This window comes from Phormidium tenue FACHB-1052, assembly GCF_014696675.1.
GTDB lineage: Bacteria > Cyanobacteriota > Cyanobacteriia > Phormidesmidales > Phormidesmidaceae > Nodosilinea > Nodosilinea tenuis_A.
Window position 1 is genome coordinate 227,779 of record NZ_JACJQN010000009.1, and the last position, 15,438, is coordinate 243,216.

Sequence of the window (15,438 nt, forward strand, 5' to 3'; positions counted from 1 at the left end):
TCCTTTAGCCCTTAAGCCCAGCCGTGACCCAAGCCATGCCCGTTACCACCGCTCAAGACTGGTCAGCCCTTTTGCAGCGCCTCATCCTGGGAGAATCACTCAGCCAGGATGAGGCCGAAACCCTGATGCGCGGCTGGCTCAGCGAAGCAATTCCCGAGGTGGTGTCGGGCGGGCTGCTGGCAGTGCTCCAGGCCAAGGGCGTCTCCGCCGACGAGCTGGCGGGCATGGCGCGGGTGCTCCAGGGGCAATCCCTCGGCGGTGAAGGCAAAATTCACCATCTCACCCCCTGCATCGACACCTGCGGCACTGGGGGCGACGGGGCTCACACCTTTAATATTTCCACCTGCGTGGCGTTTGTCGCGGCGGCAGCGGGGGTGCGGGTGGCCAAGCACGGCAACCGCTCGGCCTCTAGCAAAGTGGGGTCTGCCGATGTGCTCGAAGCCCTGGGCGTCAACCTGGGGGCCGACCCCGATCGGGCCAAAGCGGCGCTGGATGAGGTAGGTGTCACCTTCTTGTTTGCCCGAGGCTGGCATCCGGCGATGAAAGCGGTGGCCCCCCTGCGCAGCACCCTCAAGGTGCGCACGGTGTTTAACCTGTTGGGGCCATTGGTCAACCCGCTACAGCCCACCGGCCAAGTGATCGGCGTCTATGACTCAGCGGTGGTGCCCGCTATGGCCGAAGCCTTAAATCAGTTGGGCATTCCCCAGGCGATTGTCCTCCACGGGCGTGAGCGGCTGGATGAGGCCGGGCTGGGCGATCTAACCGACATTTCAGTGGTTGAGAACGGCGAGGTGACGAGCACTGCGATCGATCCCCAGGCTCTGGGCTTAGCTGCGGCTCCCCTCAACGCTCTGCGCGGCGGCGAGGTGGCGGAAAACGTGGCGATTATGACAGCAATTCTTCAGGGCAAAGGCACCCAGGCCCAGCGGGATGTGGTGGCCCTAAACGCGGCCCTGGCACTCAAAGTGGGCGAAAAGGTGAAAGGTGAGTCGTTAGAAGCCTCGATCGCCGAGGGCATTACCCTGGCGAAAGACATTCTCGCCAGCGGAGCCGCCTGGGAAAAGCTGCAAGCCCTGGTGACGTTCCTCGCTTAAGGCTTCTGCTGGGCTTCGCCTCGTTCAGTCAACAAAACCCTCAGCCATCGGGAAATTGCCAGCAGGGGATGTGCTCGACCCGGCGGCTGCCGCAGGTGCAAACCAGATTCTCGTCGTCGGAGGCCATCCAGGTCTCGTCGCAGTCGCGGCAGTGGCAGAGAATGTTGTTGAGGTTAGCCTGGGCCAGGCCAAAACGCCAGCGTTCTAGCTCGTCGGGGGTGAAGTGGGAGGGGGAGTCGGCCATGGGGCGAAAGAGAGAAAAGGTAAGAACGAAGAGGGCAGAGCCAGCTTTTGGTGGCAGAGGCTAAAAGCCTGAGTTGTACCGTACCCATTCCAACATGATGTCGAGTTTGCGGGCGACGATCGCACCTGCCAAAAAGCCCATGCCATGGCCCACCCATGACTTGCCGCGCTGGAGTGGCAGCAGCCCCCACAGGGCACTGCCGTAGAGCAGGCCGACGACTACAGCAGCGGCGATCGCCCCTGGACTTCTTTCAAAATAGCCCCGCAGCAGCAGATAGCCGAGGTAGCCAAACACCACGCCGCTGGCCCCCAGGTGGCGAGTGCCGGGGCGGCCCAGCAGCCAAATGCCCACACCGCTAAACACCCAGCAAAACACCGTGACTAACCCCAGCACCTCTAGCCCCTGAAGCAAAATCACGGTGCCCAAGATGACCAGAGGGCCAGAGTTAGCCGCCAAGTGGCCAAAGTCGCCATGGAGTAGCGGGGCCACCGCAATACCCGGCAGCCCGTCTAAACTGCGGGGTGCGATGCTGAGTTTGTTCAATACCCGCCGCCCGGTGACAAAATCCACCACGGCCAGTGCCCACATCAGCACCAGCAGATAGGCCAGCAGCGAAATTCCCTGGCGAAAGCCATCGGGCAAAACGATTTGGTCGAAGGAAAACAAGGCGATCGCAGCCGCAACTAAACTCACGCCCTTCAGGCTAGCACCTGGGCCAGCACCGGATTTAAGTATTGAGCTAACTGGGTGCCATCGACCCCTAGTTCGGTGCGATCGCGGGCAGCGGCACGAGCCCCCTGACCGTGCCACCAGGCTCCCACAAGCGCCGCATCCAGAGCTGAGTTAAAGGAATCGTCGGCATCTGAGGCCATCGCCTGGGCCAGCAGACCGCCAATTAAGCCGGTCAGCACATCGCCGCTGCCGCCCCGAGCCAGCGCCGGGGTGCTTTCGGGAATGTACCAAAGGGTGCCGTTGGGATGGGCGATCGCCGTACAGGCTCCCTTTAGCAGCACCACCGCTCCGCTCTGGGCAGCAGCCTGCTGCACCGCCGCACCGCCGTCCCCAGAATTCTCTAGCTGTTCAGGAAACAGCCGTTTAAACTCGCCTCGGTGAGGCGTTAGCACTGTGGGTGACTGCCGCTGTTTCAAGGTCTCAATCGTGCCTAGATCCGCTAAGCCATTGAGGCCATCGGCATCGAGCAACAGCGGTGTCTGGCTCTGTAAAACGGCCTTCACCACTTTCCCTGCGTGACGGCTCAGCCCTGGGCCACAGGCGATCGCGCTGTAGCGGCTCAGGTCTAGGGTGTCGGGCAGATGGGCGATCGCCCCTTCTGTAGTTTCTGGGCAACCTACCACCAGCGCTTCAGGAATTTGAGCCACCACCATCAACCTTAGCGACTCCGGCACCGCCAGGGTCAGCATCCCCACCCCGCTTGCTCTGGCCCCCAACGCCGCTAACAAAGCTGCCCCGGCGTAGGGCCGCGACCCGGCCACCAGCAGCAAATGCCCCACTCGATACTTGTGGGTGTTGGGCTGGCGCGGCAGGGGTAGTTTCTCGCGGATGGTCGCCAGGGTGGCCCGCCACACCGAGGGGACGTTCTCCAACCCGGCCTCTATGGCCTGGGGGGGAATATCAAAACCAATCAAATGGGGCTGCCCTAGGTAGGCCAGCGATTCCTCTTGGCAAAAGGCCCGCTTCCACATGCCCAGACAGAGGGTATGGGTGGCCTGCACTGCAATACCTAACGCCTCACCCGTATCGGTGTGCAGCCCCGAGGGCAGGTCAATGCTGACCACCGGACGATTTGCCGCATTGATCGCTGCCACCGCGTCGGCCATAGCACCTTCAACCGAGCGCTCTAGGCCGAAGCCAAACAAGCCATCAATGAGCACATCCCAGGGATCTAGCGTTTCCACCGCCTTCACCACTGGAATGCCCAAATACCCTATAAACCGCAGGTGGTCAGCTGTCAGGGGCTTCAGGCGATCGGCAGGGCTGCACACCTGCACCTGATAACTTTGCGCCGCCAATTCCCGAGCTATCACCAAAGCGTCGCCGCCGTTGTGACCTGGCCCCGCCACCACAGCGATCCGAGGATAGCGCTGGAGCGGGAACTGACCCACCACCCAGGCGGCAATGCGGCCCGCCACCTTTTCCATCAGCGCGGCTACGGGCATACCGGCCTCAAACAGGCGGCCTTCAATGGCCCGCATTTGCTCAGCGGTGACAATGCGATCGCGAAATTCACAGCTCATGGGCTTATCAAACAAACAATAGGCGACGGACTTTTAATGCAATCCATCGCCTATTGATCCTATGGGTTTATCGCCTAGCCGTATCTATCGCTGAAAGAAAACCCGGCTGTTGCCCAGGCCTGACTGGTGATAGAAATCGTTCCAACGGTTAGCCAAGCCTCGATCGGCAAAGGGGCCAACTGCGACGTGGGGGCCACGGGGTTCTGTGCGCTGCTGCACGCGATCAGGCGGGGTTCCGAGCTGAATCACCTGACTGCTCACAGTGCCCAAGCTTGAAGCGTCGGTGGGAATGACCACATAATAGGGCGCGCTAGCCGACTCAGTCATTGGCGGAGCCGATGTCGGGGGCGCCATGATTTCCCCAGCGGGAGGCGCAGCCGGCACGCCATAGTTAAGTTCTTGACCAAACTCCACATTCCCCGCAGTCGAAGGCAGCGCGGCGACACCCGGCGGCAGGGCTGGCACGGGCACAGCCGTCACCGCAGCCTGGGGAAACGCCGCATCGGGCAGGGGTGGCAAATCGCCATTGGACGCATAAACGTTGTTGGGCAGCGCAGCCGTTTGAGAATAGTAGGGCACAGCCGCCGCTACCTGGGCCATCTCAGCCCTGACCCCAAGCGCCCCTAGATCGGTAATGCGCTGCTGGGCATTGCCGGTCATGTTAAACCGCCCCGCCTGAATCACCGATCGCCCCTGAAACGAGGTGCGAAAGGCCGTCGGCTCCACCAGACGCACCTGGCTTAGCGTGGCGTCGCTGGTGTCGCCAACGTAGATTAAATACTGCTGGCCACTGCTGGGGGGCACCTGCTGGGGCATAGCCGCCCCAGGCACAGGTACCGCCCCAGCGGGTAGCGGCGGCACAACTTCATAACCCTGGGTCATGCCCTGGGACGCCGTGCTAATTACCGCAGTGACGGCGATCGCTACCACCGCTGCCATCTTTAGGGGCAGCCTGCGCCCGCAGCTACTCCATATCCCCAACCAACTGTTCTGCATTGCCATCACGACTCCTGCCCATTACTCGTATGGTGAACCGGTAGACGGTCAAGCATCAACGACTTTTTGCCCGTCCTCTATATGCCTTGAGGATGTTAGCGCAGATTTGAAAAACCGCATCGTTCCAGCCCAATCTTTTAGCTGGCACAGACTATCCACTGCTTCTGTGATGCAAATCACCGGTTACAAGCTGCAACATCACCGGAACAGATGCCTATGAGTCACCCGTGGGGGTTGTGACATTTCTTACCATAGATGCAACCTGCAACAGTAAGCGCTATGGCTAAGCCCTGCGGCAAACCCCTCAAAACCAATCCGTTTACAACCCAGCGCAATCCACATACGGGGGAATGGCACGTGGTAAAGATTCACCCCAGGAGTCGTCGATAATTCCTGGGGATGACCATAGCAAAAACTCTGATCAGAACACTGTACTGGGTCAGACCCATCCCTCCGCACTCAGTCGTGTATCTGCGATCGAGAAGGAAGTAAGTCTTCAAACCGCTCTAACCAGAGCCAGGACCACTGGGCTATAGTGTGGGCTCATTCCGTCTGCGGAACGCGTTCACACCACTGCCATGCGCCAACTCTATTCCCCCATTGAGCCCTACCATGCCGAATACTTAGCGGTATCAGAACGGCATCGGCTTTACGTAGAGCAGGTCGGCAACCCTAAGGGTAAACCGGTGATATTTTTGCACGGCGGGCCGGGAGGTGGCAGCAACCCGACCTACCGGCAGTTTTTTGATCCCGATCGCTGGCGCGTTGTGCTGTTTGACCAGCGGGGTTGCGGCAAAAGTTTGCCCCACGCTGATCTAGAAGACAACACCACCTGGGCTTTGGTTAGCGACATCGAGAAAATTCGCGTTCATCTAGGTATTGACCAATGGACCGTGTTTGGCGGCAGTTGGGGCAGCACCCTAGCGCTGGCCTACGCTCAAACCCACCCCGATCGCTGCCAGGGGCTAATTTTGCGCGGCATTTTTACCCTGCGCCAGCGAGAGATTAGCTGGTTTTACCAGTCAGGGGCCAGCTTCATCTATCCCGATGCTTGGGAGCAGTATCTCGCCCCCATTCCCGAGGGCGAGCGGCATGATTTGGTCAAGGCCTACTACCGCCGCCTCACCAGCGACAATCTCAAAGAGCGACTGACCGCCGCCCGCGCCTGGGCCGTATGGGAAGCCAGCACCAGTAAGCTCGTGCAAGACCCCGGCCTGCTACACCACTTCAGCGAAGACGAGTTTGCCGTCGCCTTTGCCCGCATCGAGTGCCACTACTTCATCAATCGCGGCTTTTTCGAAACCGACGACCACATCCTCAGCCAGGTACACCGCATTCGCCACATTCCCGGCGTCATTGTGCAGGGTCGCTACGATGTGGTGTGCCCCGCCACCACCGCCTGGGAATTGCACCGGGCTTGGCCCGAAGCCCGATTTGTCATGGTGCAAGAGGCCGGCCATTCAGCTATGGAGCCAGGTATTGCCGATGCGCTGATTGAGGCGACGGATGAGTTTGCGCGGCGGTGAGGAAAGTGAGAGAGGGCAAAGATGAGGAAGTTGAGAAGATAGGGGGATGAGGAACTGTAGATGCTGAGTAGATAAGTGCAAAATTCAAAATTGAGAGTTCAAAATTTTGCACTTTGAATTTTGCACTTTACCCATCCACCTGCCTACCCTCTCCCCCACTATCCCAATACCCGCCGGGCAATCCACCGCTGCACGCTCCACAGCCCTCCGGCGACTATGGCTCCTAGCCACAGCCCCCGGCCTAGCTGGGTTTGCCCGTCGAGCAAGCACCATCCACCCAGAATTGCCAAACCCAGGGTGCTGCTCGCTACGGTGGTCAGCATAGCCCGTAGGGCATCGTGGGTAGCTACCACTTGGCTGGCTAAATCGTCTGAGGGCGCACGGGCCGCTAAGGTCTTCGAGGCGGCCTGAAATGATTCGTAGCTGGCCGCCTCGACCTGATAGTAGGTACCTAGCTCGTCATCCCGCAGGGCGGAGACGGTGTAGAGACCGAACTGTTTGGCCTGGGCGATCGCATCGCGAATTTGCCGCCGGGTAGCGATTGGCCCTAAAGCCTCAAACACTGACTGGCGGTAGACCCCGGTTTTGGCCATGGTCAACACGCGATCTGTGAGGTCTAAAGTAGAGGAAGAGGCGGCATTCACGGGGTTTATCCACTCCTAGGCCAATCTTCGACCAACGCACAACTTGTACTACTTGATAGTACGAAAAAACCAGCGATTAACACATCCTTTACGAAGTGCCAATTGCCCTGACGATATCCGGGTTGGCGTCGGCTAATTCACGCCCTTAACCCATCCAACCCATCAGCCCATAGGCTAGAGCCGCACTCCCCAGCGGCACCGTGAGGTTGTCGAGGCCGTAGAACGAGAGGGTTTCGAGCAGGGTGGCGGCGATCGCCACCACCACCGCCGTTGCCCACACCGCCCCAGTAAACCCCGCCGTCAGCCCCAGCACCAGCAAAACCACCAGCAAGCTAGCCAGGGCCATGGTCAAACTACCCTCCCAACTCTTCTGGTTGCCAAAAATCTTGTAGGGATGGCGGCCAAAGTTTTGCCCCACTAAGGCGGCCAAACCATCTCCCCAAGTCATGACCAAAATGCCAAGGGCAGCGTACTGCGGTAGGCCCAAGGGCCAGAAAACTGCTGTCAGTACCCCAATGCTGACAGCGTAAAAAAAAGTACCCAAACTGTTGCGACCTACACCGTCAACCCCCGGCAAAATTGGCAGCCGGTACGACAGCAGTGCTACGCCGCTAAACACGACAGAGGCCGCTATACCCATCCAAGCGGGAGTATGCAGCCACCACGCCAGCAAAATTACGTGACCTGCCCCAATATGGACGATTTTTCGGGTAATTTCGGTAGCGAAGTGGCCGGTGCGACGCACCCCTTCAGCCACTCCCCCAACTACTGCCAGCCAGGCGGCTACCAGTCCAATTTGCACAAGCGCAGTAGCCATCATGGCAGGGGAAGCAAGTATAGTGGTGTGGGACTTCTAGACCTTACTACACCAACTTCCTATGGATAAACCTTATAAGCGAGTGCTGCTAAAACTTAGCGGCGAAGCCCTTATGGGCGACATGGACTACGGCATCGATCCTAACGTAGTAGAAACCATCGCGGCTGAGATCGCCGAGGTGATTAAAGAAGAGATCGAAATCGCCGTGGTGGTGGGTGCTGGCAACATCTTTCGCGGCATTAAAGGCTCCGCTGCCGGGATGGATCGAGCCACCGCCGACTACATCGGCATGATCGCCACGGTAATGAATGCCATGACCCTGCAAGACTCGCTAGAGCGCATGGGGGTGCCGACTCGGGTACAGACGGCGATCGCCATGCAAGAGGTCGCCGAGCCCTACATCCGCCGCCGTGCCATTCGCCACCTGGAGAAAAACCGGGTGGTTATTTTTGGGGCAGGCTCCGGCAATCCCTTCTTTACTACCGACACTACCGCCGCGCTACGGGCGGCGGAGATCAACGCCGAGGTGGTGTTCAAAGCAACCAAGGTTGACGGCGTCTACGATTCTGATCCTAAAATTAATCCTAACGCCAAGCGCTTTCGCACCCTCACCTACGGGTATGTGCTGCAGAACGATCTAAAAGTGATGGACAGCACCGCGATCGCCCTCTGTAAGGACAACAACATCCCTATCATGGTATTTGACCTGTCAGTGCCGGGAAACATCAAGCGGGCGCTGATGGGCGAATCTATCGGCACGATTGTAGGAGAGTCTTGTGATGTCAGTTGACGATATTTTGCTCGAAACCGAAGACCAGATGCAGAAGTCTATCGAGGCGACCCAGCGCAACTTCAACACCATTCGCACGGGGCGCGCCAATTCCTCGCTGCTCGATCGCATCGAGATTGACTACTACGGTGCCCAGACTCCCCTCAGGCAGATGGCCAACATCTCCATCCCTGACTCCACCACGCTGATGATTCAGCCCTACGACGCCAGCAGCCTCACCACCATCGAAAAAGCCATTTCGATGTCTGACGTGGGTCTCACCCCCAACAACGATGGCCGGGTAATTCGCCTCAACATTCCACCGTTGACCAGCGAGCGCCGCAAAGAATTTGTCAAAACGGCGGGCAAAGTAGCTGAAGAAGGCCGCGTTTCCATTCGCAACCAGCGCCGCAACGGCATCGACGCGGTCAAAAAGCTAGAGAAGGCCAGCGATATCTCCGAAGACGAGTCGCGCGATGCCCAGGATGAAATTCAAAAGCTCACCGACAAGTACATCGCCAAGCTCGACGAAGCCCTAGCCGCCAAAGAAAAAGACATTATGACTGTGTGATGGCTTGTGGAGACGCGATCCCTCGTGTCTCTACGAGGTCGCGCCTTTAGGTCTGACAAAATAGGCAAAGTGCATAGGGTAGCCATCAGCGTAGAGCTTATCGACTTGGTTTTGGGCGATGGCTTGGCTTTGAAACACATCTAAAACGGTCTCTCGACCATTGGCGTAGCGAACGCAAAGTTCCCAAATCATGGTGATTTCCCTAATGGCGGTCTGAAGCGTTGGTGCGTTGACAGGCCTGACTTTACGATGACTTCATGCAGGCCAAGTGTCCTCATCCTAGGTTTATCAACTGAGGATGTACTCCGAGAAATCCACGAACTTAGACCGGCAACCTGCCGGAGATTCTGGGCTAGGCACAACTGAATTTTCTCACCCCGGTTGACGCTCCCTGGCAGCCCTGTTAGATTGCAGATACGTTTCAGTCTTTCTCCAGCAATGACCGCGACCGTAAGAGCATTTTATTTTTGGTGGCAGCCGTCGGTTCACAGGTCGTGAGCACCATTTGTGTTGCCAACCTTGTGAACCGCAGAGCTTACCCTCTGCGGTTTTGTTTTTTGTTTGATCCCTTAGCCCTGTTTTCTTTAACCGCTATGCAAATCTCCATCACCAATTGGTACTACGGATTTTTTTACACCACCGGGTCAGGCTTGTGGTGATAGGTCTTCCTATGCCCTTTACCTGACCCGGAGCCGCAAGCTTCGGGTTTTTTGTTTTCTACTGCGACCTGTTCTTCAACCCCCAAACCGTTCTTTACCCTTTTTTCACTATGAAAGACGCCGTTTTGACCCGTAAATCTAGCCCTGACCACCGCTCGGTGGTGGCCCTCACTGATACCGTCGCCATTGGTGGCGACACCCTACTGATTGTGGGCGGCCCCTGCGCTGTCGAAAGCGCCGAGCAGATGGAGCAGGTGGCCCACCATCTGGCCCCCACCCCCGTGCAGGCGCTGCGGGGCGGGGTCTTCAAGCCGCGCACGTCGCCCTACGCCTTCCAGGGCATGGGAGAGGCCGGGCTGCGGATTTTAGACGACATTCGGCAGCGGTTTCAGATGCCGGTGATCTCTGAGGTGATGGCCATGGATCAAATTCCCGCGATGGTGGCCCAGGTGGATGTGTTGCAGGTGGGCAGCCGCAACATGCAGAACTTTGACCTGCTAAAGGCCCTGGGCCGCATCGACAAGCCGGTGCTGCTCAAGCGCGGGCTGGCCGCCACCGTCGAAGAATTTGTCATGGCGGCGGAATACATTCTCAGCCACGGCAACCCCAACGTGATTCTCTGCGAGCGGGGCATTCGCAGCTTTGATACCTACACCCGCAATGTGCTTGACCTGGGGGCGGTAGTGGCCCTAAAACAACTCACCCACCTGCCGGTGATGGTAGACCCCAGCCATGCCGCCGGTAAGCGCGAGCTAGTACCTGCTCTGGCGCGGGCGGCGATCGCCGCTGGGGCCGATGGGCTAATCGTCGAGTGCCACCCGGTGCCCAATAAGTCTGTGTCAGATGCCCGCCAAGCCCTTACCCTAGAGGAGATGGTTTTGCTAGCCCGCAGCCTCGACCCCATTGCGGCAGCTCTGGGTCGCCGCTTAGCCACCGATGGTGACGCGATCGCTGGTGCCACTGCTTTCAAGGCGTCAGATCGGCCTCTGGCAGGAACTGCGATCGCCGCCTAAATCAGCCTCATCAGCATTCGCAATAGGTGCCATTAGCAAAGACCGCTGTCATTGGGCTTCATATTTTGTTACAACATAAGGGGAATTAGGTTGGTAATAACCTCTATGTTTGGTGGCTTTACCGGGTTTCAGTCCAAAGGATCCAATGACTTTGGCGAAAGGATGATTAACTCTGTGGCTACCCAGTCGCTGCGTCACCTATTTAGCCGCAGCGATGCTGTGGAAGTAGCGGTGCGCTGCTCTCCCTCCAGCAAGCTGCTTCAGGGCACCATCGATAGCTTTCGCATGGAAGGTCGCGGCCTCGTCATTCGCAAAGAATTTGAGGCGTCCGAGATGATGTTTGAGACCGATACGGTGTCGATTGACGTCGGCTCAGCGATCGGCGGCAAAATTCGCCTGCGCCAGCCCACCCAGGCGGTGGCCCAGGTGACGCTAAACGAAGACGCCATCAACCGCGCCTTTGAGGCCGAGCTGGTGCGTCAGCACCTCGAAGGGGTCACTGATGAGGCGGTCACCTCCCTCTCGGGGGGCGACCCGGTCACCTTTCGGGATATCAACATCACGCTGCTGCCCAACCAGGCCGTCAAGATTACGGCTAAGACCGATTTGCCCAACCACAAGGATGTACCCATTCAAATGTCGGCCCAGGTCACGGTCGAAAAGCGGCGGCGAATTATTTTCGCCAACGCAGAATTTTTGCCCGAGGGTGTTCCCGAAGCGCTGACATCCATCTCAGAAACTTTAACCAAAGGCTTTGCAGAGGTGCTCAACCGCATGGTCGACCTAGAGCGCTTTAACCTCGACGGGGTGCTGCTGCGGGTCAACCGCTTAGAAACCCAGGGTAAACAGCTAGTATTTAGCGGCTATGCCCAGATTGAACACTTTCCCGGCACAGTGTAGGGGATGAGGGTTTTAGGTCTGTGGTTCAAGGGGTAGCCTTGTGCCCTTTACCTTGAACCGTAAATCGACCAAGGCCAGTATCATAGTTGGGTTCTTGGGTTAGGGCAGCGGCGCTATGGGTAACTGGTTTGCGGCAGGGGGCGTTGTCATGTGGCCGCTGCTGCTGTGTTCGCTGCTGACCCTGACCCTTGCTGTGGAGCGAAGCTGGTTTTGGCTACAAATTGGCCGCGAGCAGCAAGGGCTGGTGCCCCAGGTACTCAATACGTTTAACCAGAATCCCCAGCGGGCGATCGCTAAACTCAAGCAGCACCAGCAGTTGCCCATTGCCCGCATTTTTCTGGCCGCCCTCACCCTGAGCGATGCCACCCCCGAAGAATTTCGCCTGGCCCTAGAGAGTGCCGCCCAGGCCGAGTTGCCGGTGCTCAAGCGCTTCCAAACCCTGTTTGAAACCGTGGTGGGGATTGCACCGCTGTTGGGGCTGCTCGGGACGGTGCTCGGGCTGATGCAGACGTTTTCGACCCTGAAACTGGGCGATACCGGTGGCCCCGCCGCCAGTGGCGTTACCGCTGGGGTGAGCGAAGCCCTGATCTCTACGGCGGCGGGGCTGGTAGTTGCTCTCGTCGCGCTGCTGTTGACCAACCTGTTTCAGGGGCTGTATCGCCGCCAGCGGGCGTTCATTCAAGAGGCGGGGGGCAAGCTAGAGATTCTTCATCGCCGCGCCCAGCGCCAGGGGTCGATAAGTTCCAATGTCTTTTTGCCGGGGAGCCTGCCATGAGGGATGGTGGTCTTAGGCCGTCGGGATCAGCCCAGCGTGCGGCAGTGATTGTAGTAGGGGCTGGGGCGGCGGGGCTGTTTGGGGCGATCGCCTGTGCCGAAGCCAACCCTGGCCAGTCTATCCATATTTTTGAGGCGGGGCGCGCCCCCCTGGCCAAGGTGAGAATTTCGGGCGGCGGGCGCTGCAACGTCACCCATGCCTGTTTTGACCCAGCGGTGCTAGTGAACCACTACCCGCGCGGCGGCAATTCCCTGCGCGGCCCCTTCAGCCGCTTTCAGCCCCAGGACACGGTGGCCTGGTTTGAGCAGCGGGGGGTGCGGCTCAAAACCGAGGCCGATGGCCGCATGTTCCCGACCACCGACGACTCGGGCACCATCGTTGACTGCCTGCTGGGGGAAGCCCACAGATTAGGCATCAAAATTCACACCAGCCAGGCGATCGCCCAAATTCACCACGACGACGAGGGCTTTTGGCTGACGACACGGGCTGGGGCCGAGTGGCACTGCGATCGCCTGCTGTTGGCCACCGGCAGCAGCCCTGGTGGCTACCGCCTGGCCCTCAAGCTGGGACACGACTTGGTGCCGCCCGTGCCCTCGCTATTCACCTTCAACATCCCTGACCCGGTGCTGCACGACCTGGCGGGAGTTTCGGTTGAGACCGTCCACCTCAGCCTGGGGCTGGAAAATTCCCCGGCGCTTACCCAGAGCGGGCCGCTGCTAATTACCCACTGGGGCATGAGCGGTCCGGCGGTGCTCAAGCTCTCTGCGTATGGGGCGGTGGGGCTGCACCGCCAGCGCTATCGAGCGACGCTGACGGTGAACTGGCTACCGGCCCTCAAGCAAGACCAGGTGCGGCAAAAGCTAACCAGCCTCAAGCAAGAGCAGGGCAAGCGGCAGGTGGCGGCGTTTTCACCGTTTCCAGAACTGTCGCGGCGGCTGTGGCAGTATTTGGTTCAGCACCGGGCCAAGGTGAGCACTCAGCTAAACTGGGCCGACCTGTCTAAGGGGCAGGTACAAGCGCTGGTGACAGAGCTAACGCGGGGGGAATATGCGATCGCAGGCAAAGGCGTCTTCAAAGATGAATTTGTCACCTGTGGTGGCATTCCTCTACCTGAGGTCAACTTCAAAACCCTGGAGAGCCGTCGCTGCCCAGGGCTCTACCTAGCAGGTGAAATTCTCAACATCGACGGCATCACAGGCGGTTTCAACTTTCAAAACGCCTGGACTACGGGCTGGCTAGCGGGGCAAGCCATGGCCGCAGCCCAGCGTCAGTAGACTAAGCACTACTTCAGCAGCAGAGAGTTGGTCATAACCGGCCCATTAGAGTTTCGAAATAGCGGTTCGTAGGTGTAGTCAACATTTGCGGAGAGGGCCAAGATGTTGAGTTCCGCCTGGTCACCCCTTAAGAAAAACGGCTAAGTGCCATAAGTTTAGTACACGTGACCTGAATCAACCATAGAACACAAAATGAGTGGTTGATAAGATACTTGAGGTGGCAAAGCCCCAAGCTGGGAATAACTATACTAAAGCTTGAAGCCTTGATCATTAACTATGAGATGTGAAGGCCCCTAGCTCTGCCAAGACCTGCAAGCTAAGATTTTCACGCCTGAATAAGGCTCTTATTCATTCAAATTACACAAACATATGACCATAGAAATCATAAGCTAACTTGATTCATTTCAAGGCTTCAAACTTTGTTTAAACATAGCAATATTTTTACGGCCATTTTTCAATCAGGATCATGACATACCTACTTTTACTTCTTTCAATTGGACTCATTGCAGCCTTAATCCTAACGCTCAAAAAGCTTCAAAATCAGAGATATCAAACTTTCATAGCCGAACATGAGTTAGTAGAATCTAATAAAAAAATCAAAACCATTCAACAAAAATATAATGCTTTTGCTGAACACGAAGAATCGCTTAGGCAATCAGATCTCCGAATTAGACATCTTCAAGAACAGTTAAAATTTTCTCAAAAACAGCTTGATAGCCTACAAGTCAATTCGTTTGCCGAATCAAAATCAGAGATAGATAAAACTAAAGCAGACTGTGAAGACATAAACAAATCAAGACAAAAAGAAGCGAGCTTAATACAGGAAGCCAACCATGAAATCGAAGCCCTAAGGCAAGAAGCTAGATATCTAAAGCAAAAAGCCAGGAAAGAATCAGAAGACATAAAAAAGCAGGCTGAACAAGAAATTGAGGGTTTAAGACAAGAAGCTGATCGAGAGGTTAAATACTTAAAGCAAAAAGCTGAGCGAGAAGTAGAAAACCTAAGAAAAAAATACAAACAGAAGTCTGAAGCTTCAAAGCGAGAGATTCAGCAGTTCAGACAAAATGCCAAGCAGGACATCGAAATCTTAAGGCAAGAAGCCGAACTAGAAGTTGATCTCTTAAGGGAAGAATCCGATGAGCTAAGGCAAACTATAAAAGAAAAGTCTGAGGAACTGAATCAATTAACCAACAAATTGCATGAAATTCTAGAGAATAAAATAGAAGAATTTCAAGAAAGTGGGAAGGGAAGGAGAAGGAAAGAAGGTTTCAATCAGTCATTCAGGATCGAAGCTCAAAACATGGTGATGACTGATTTGATTGTGGATCAAGAAAATAGAGTCATCTTCCAATCATTAGAGGAAGATTTCTATCCGCAAGAGAGAAGGGAAATAATTATTGCCACCCTCAGAGGCTCTCGTGAAAATATTCGTCAAAATAGCCGAAGTCAACACATAATAGATGACATTATTTCTAATAATATTTGCTGTGACAATGGAAAGGCTATCAAGACGGAAGTTCAAAATCTATTCCGAAACTACACACGCATGAATTCGAGAACAAGAAAGTCGCTCGAAAGCATGGGTTTTGAGATAGTTTCCGAAAAAAATCACTACAAAATTGTTTTTCACGGGGATAATCGATACACGATTAGTTTTGCTAAAACTCCTAGTGATTGGCGTACAGGAAGAAACATAGCAAGAGACATTTGCAACCTGCTGCTGTAGCATTCAGATTAAAATGGCTGTGCAGATCACGGCCCTTAGATAGTTTTTTGCTCAACCGAGTAGATAAAAGTATAGGGTGCATCCCAGTCTTGCGAGACTCATTTTGAGAAGTAATTGTTTAGATACGCGCACCGCTGTCGCAGCACTTGTTGCACGTTGTCTTCGTCCCACTGAG

17 protein-coding genes are annotated in these 15,438 nt (G+C 56.4%); 10 read left to right on the plus strand and 7 right to left on the minus strand.

Annotated elements, in window-relative coordinates:
• The first annotated feature begins 23 nt into the window (after positions 1-23).
• Positions 24-1,094 carry an anthranilate phosphoribosyltransferase gene (trpD, locus tag H6G07_RS14215; RefSeq protein ID WP_425320107.1) on the plus strand — a complete coding sequence of 357 codons (1,071 nt, stop codon included), beginning with the start codon at positions 24-26 and terminating at the stop codon, positions 1,092-1,094.
• Between the two features lie 40 nt (positions 1,095-1,134).
• Here the strand turns inward: trpD and H6G07_RS14220 are convergent, their stop codons facing one another.
• The 4 genes from H6G07_RS14220 to H6G07_RS14235 all read right to left on the minus strand — a co-directional run bounded on the left by H6G07_RS14220 (position 1,135) and on the right by H6G07_RS14235 (position 4,532).
• Entirely contained in the window at positions 1,135-1,338 is a 204-nt protein-coding gene (locus H6G07_RS14220; RefSeq protein ID WP_073608802.1) for a hypothetical protein, read from the minus strand.
• A 60-nt stretch (positions 1,339-1,398) separates the two neighbouring features.
• Positions 1,399-2,031: a rhomboid family intramembrane serine protease gene (locus H6G07_RS14225; protein ID WP_084173192.1), complete on the minus strand. Its 633-nt coding sequence runs from the start codon at positions 2,029-2,031 to the stop codon at positions 1,399-1,401.
• A 5-nt stretch (positions 2,032-2,036) separates the two neighbouring features.
• Positions 2,037-3,593 carry a bifunctional ADP-dependent NAD(P)H-hydrate dehydratase/NAD(P)H-hydrate epimerase gene (locus H6G07_RS14230; RefSeq protein ID WP_073608803.1) on the minus strand — a complete coding sequence of 519 codons (1,557 nt, stop codon included), beginning with the start codon at positions 3,591-3,593 and terminating at the stop codon, positions 2,037-2,039.
• An 84-nt stretch (positions 3,594-3,677) separates the two neighbouring features.
• Positions 3,678-4,532, minus strand: coding sequence for a hypothetical protein (locus H6G07_RS14235; RefSeq protein ID WP_073608804.1), 855 nt, complete (start codon positions 4,530-4,532; stop codon positions 3,678-3,680).
• Here H6G07_RS14235 and H6G07_RS27095 point away from each other — a divergent pair.
• A complete protein-coding gene (locus H6G07_RS27095; protein WP_422393865.1) occupies positions 4,474-4,809 on the plus strand; it encodes a hypothetical protein in 336 nt (111 codons plus the stop codon). The two genes, H6G07_RS14235 and H6G07_RS27095, sit on opposite strands and share 59 nt — an antisense overlap.
• Positions 4,810-5,167: 358 nt before the next feature.
• Positions 5,168-6,115 (plus strand): prolyl aminopeptidase, encoded by a 948-nt coding sequence (pip, locus tag H6G07_RS14240; protein ID WP_073608805.1) that lies wholly within the window; start codon positions 5,168-5,170, stop codon positions 6,113-6,115.
• 158 nt (positions 6,116-6,273) lie between these two features.
• Here the strand turns inward: pip and H6G07_RS14245 are convergent, their stop codons facing one another.
• Both H6G07_RS14245 and H6G07_RS14250 read right to left on the minus strand, forming a co-directional pair.
• On the minus strand, positions 6,274-6,759 hold the full coding sequence (locus H6G07_RS14245) for a hypothetical protein (protein ID WP_199312085.1): 486 nt from the start codon (positions 6,757-6,759) through the stop codon (positions 6,274-6,276).
• Between the two features lie 145 nt (positions 6,760-6,904).
• A complete protein-coding gene (locus tag H6G07_RS14250) occupies positions 6,905-7,576 on the minus strand; it encodes a diacylglycerol/polyprenol kinase family protein (protein ID WP_242026783.1) in 672 nt (223 codons plus the stop codon).
• A 61-nt stretch (positions 7,577-7,637) separates the two neighbouring features.
• On the opposite strand from H6G07_RS14250, the gene pyrH reads away from it, so the two are divergent.
• Both pyrH and frr read left to right on the plus strand, forming a co-directional pair.
• Positions 7,638-8,366, plus strand: a complete 729-nt coding sequence (pyrH, locus tag H6G07_RS14255) for a UMP kinase (protein ID WP_073608808.1) — start codon at positions 7,638-7,640, stop codon at positions 8,364-8,366.
• Positions 8,356-8,916, plus strand: coding sequence for a ribosome recycling factor (gene frr, locus H6G07_RS14260; protein WP_073608809.1), 561 nt, complete (start codon positions 8,356-8,358; stop codon positions 8,914-8,916). The genes pyrH and frr overlap by 11 nt, the downstream gene beginning before the upstream one ends.
• 30 nt (positions 8,917-8,946) lie before the next feature.
• Here frr and H6G07_RS14265 read toward each other — a convergent pair whose 3' ends face one another.
• Entirely contained in the window at positions 8,947-9,108 is a 162-nt protein-coding gene (locus H6G07_RS14265; protein ID WP_139297048.1) for a family 2 glycosyl transferase, read from the minus strand.
• Between the two features lie 577 nt (positions 9,109-9,685).
• Between H6G07_RS14265 and aroF the strand changes: the two genes are divergently transcribed.
• The 5 genes from aroF to H6G07_RS14290 all read left to right on the plus strand — a co-directional run bounded on the left by aroF (position 9,686) and on the right by H6G07_RS14290 (position 15,263).
• Positions 9,686-10,588: a 3-deoxy-7-phosphoheptulonate synthase gene (gene aroF / locus H6G07_RS14270; protein ID WP_073608811.1), complete on the plus strand. Its 903-nt coding sequence runs from the start codon at positions 9,686-9,688 to the stop codon at positions 10,586-10,588.
• A gap of 105 nt (positions 10,589-10,693) precedes the next feature.
• The gene (locus tag H6G07_RS14275; RefSeq protein ID WP_073608812.1) at positions 10,694-11,488 is read left to right on the plus strand and encodes an LmeA family phospholipid-binding protein; all 795 of its coding nucleotides are present in this window, start codon (positions 10,694-10,696) and stop codon (positions 11,486-11,488) included.
• A gap of 115 nt (positions 11,489-11,603) precedes the next feature.
• Positions 11,604-12,263, plus strand: coding sequence for a MotA/TolQ/ExbB proton channel family protein (locus H6G07_RS14280; RefSeq protein WP_073608813.1), 660 nt, complete (start codon positions 11,604-11,606; stop codon positions 12,261-12,263).
• Positions 12,260-13,537: a BaiN/RdsA family NAD(P)/FAD-dependent oxidoreductase gene (locus tag H6G07_RS14285; RefSeq protein ID WP_073608814.1), complete on the plus strand. Its 1,278-nt coding sequence runs from the start codon at positions 12,260-12,262 to the stop codon at positions 13,535-13,537. The genes H6G07_RS14280 and H6G07_RS14285 overlap by 4 nt, the downstream gene beginning before the upstream one ends.
• A gap of 466 nt (positions 13,538-14,003) precedes the next feature.
• Entirely contained in the window at positions 14,004-15,263 is a 1,260-nt protein-coding gene (locus H6G07_RS14290; protein ID WP_073608815.1) for a hypothetical protein, read from the plus strand.
• The last annotated feature ends 175 nt before the right edge of the window (positions 15,264-15,438 follow it).

Excerpts from the sequence above, each read along its gene's own strand:
- pip (WP_073608805.1), top strand. The coding sequence starts at position 5,168 with ATGCGCCAACTCTATTCCCCCATTGAGCCCTACCATGCCGAATACTTA.
- H6G07_RS14230 (WP_073608803.1), bottom strand. The coding sequence starts at position 3,593 with ATGAGCTGTGAATTTCGCGATCGCATTGTCACCGCTGAGCAAATGCGG.
- H6G07_RS14265 (WP_139297048.1), bottom strand. The coding sequence starts at position 9,108 with ATGATTTGGGAACTTTGCGTTCGCTACGCCAATGGTCGAGAGACCGTT.
- H6G07_RS14285 (WP_073608814.1), top strand. The coding sequence starts at position 12,260 with ATGAGGGATGGTGGTCTTAGGCCGTCGGGATCAGCCCAGCGTGCGGCA.
- H6G07_RS14290 (WP_073608815.1), top strand. The coding sequence starts at position 14,004 with ATGACATACCTACTTTTACTTCTTTCAATTGGACTCATTGCAGCCTTA.
- H6G07_RS14250 (WP_242026783.1), bottom strand. The coding sequence starts at position 7,576 with ATGGCTACTGCGCTTGTGCAAATTGGACTGGTAGCCGCCTGGCTGGCA.
- H6G07_RS14235 (WP_073608804.1), bottom strand. The coding sequence starts at position 4,532 with ATGGCAGCGGTGGTAGCGATCGCCGTCACTGCGGTAATTAGCACGGCG.
- pyrH (WP_073608808.1), top strand. The coding sequence starts at position 7,638 with ATGGATAAACCTTATAAGCGAGTGCTGCTAAAACTTAGCGGCGAAGCC.
- frr (WP_073608809.1), top strand. The coding sequence starts at position 8,356 with ATGTCAGTTGACGATATTTTGCTCGAAACCGAAGACCAGATGCAGAAG.
- H6G07_RS14275 (WP_073608812.1), top strand. The coding sequence starts at position 10,694 with ATGTTTGGTGGCTTTACCGGGTTTCAGTCCAAAGGATCCAATGACTTT.
- H6G07_RS14280 (WP_073608813.1), top strand. The coding sequence starts at position 11,604 with ATGGGTAACTGGTTTGCGGCAGGGGGCGTTGTCATGTGGCCGCTGCTG.
- aroF (WP_073608811.1), top strand. The coding sequence starts at position 9,686 with ATGAAAGACGCCGTTTTGACCCGTAAATCTAGCCCTGACCACCGCTCG.
- H6G07_RS27095 (WP_422393865.1), top strand. The coding sequence starts at position 4,474 with ATGCCCTGGGACGCCGTGCTAATTACCGCAGTGACGGCGATCGCTACC.
- H6G07_RS14220 (WP_073608802.1), bottom strand. The coding sequence starts at position 1,338 with ATGGCCGACTCCCCCTCCCACTTCACCCCCGACGAGCTAGAACGCTGG.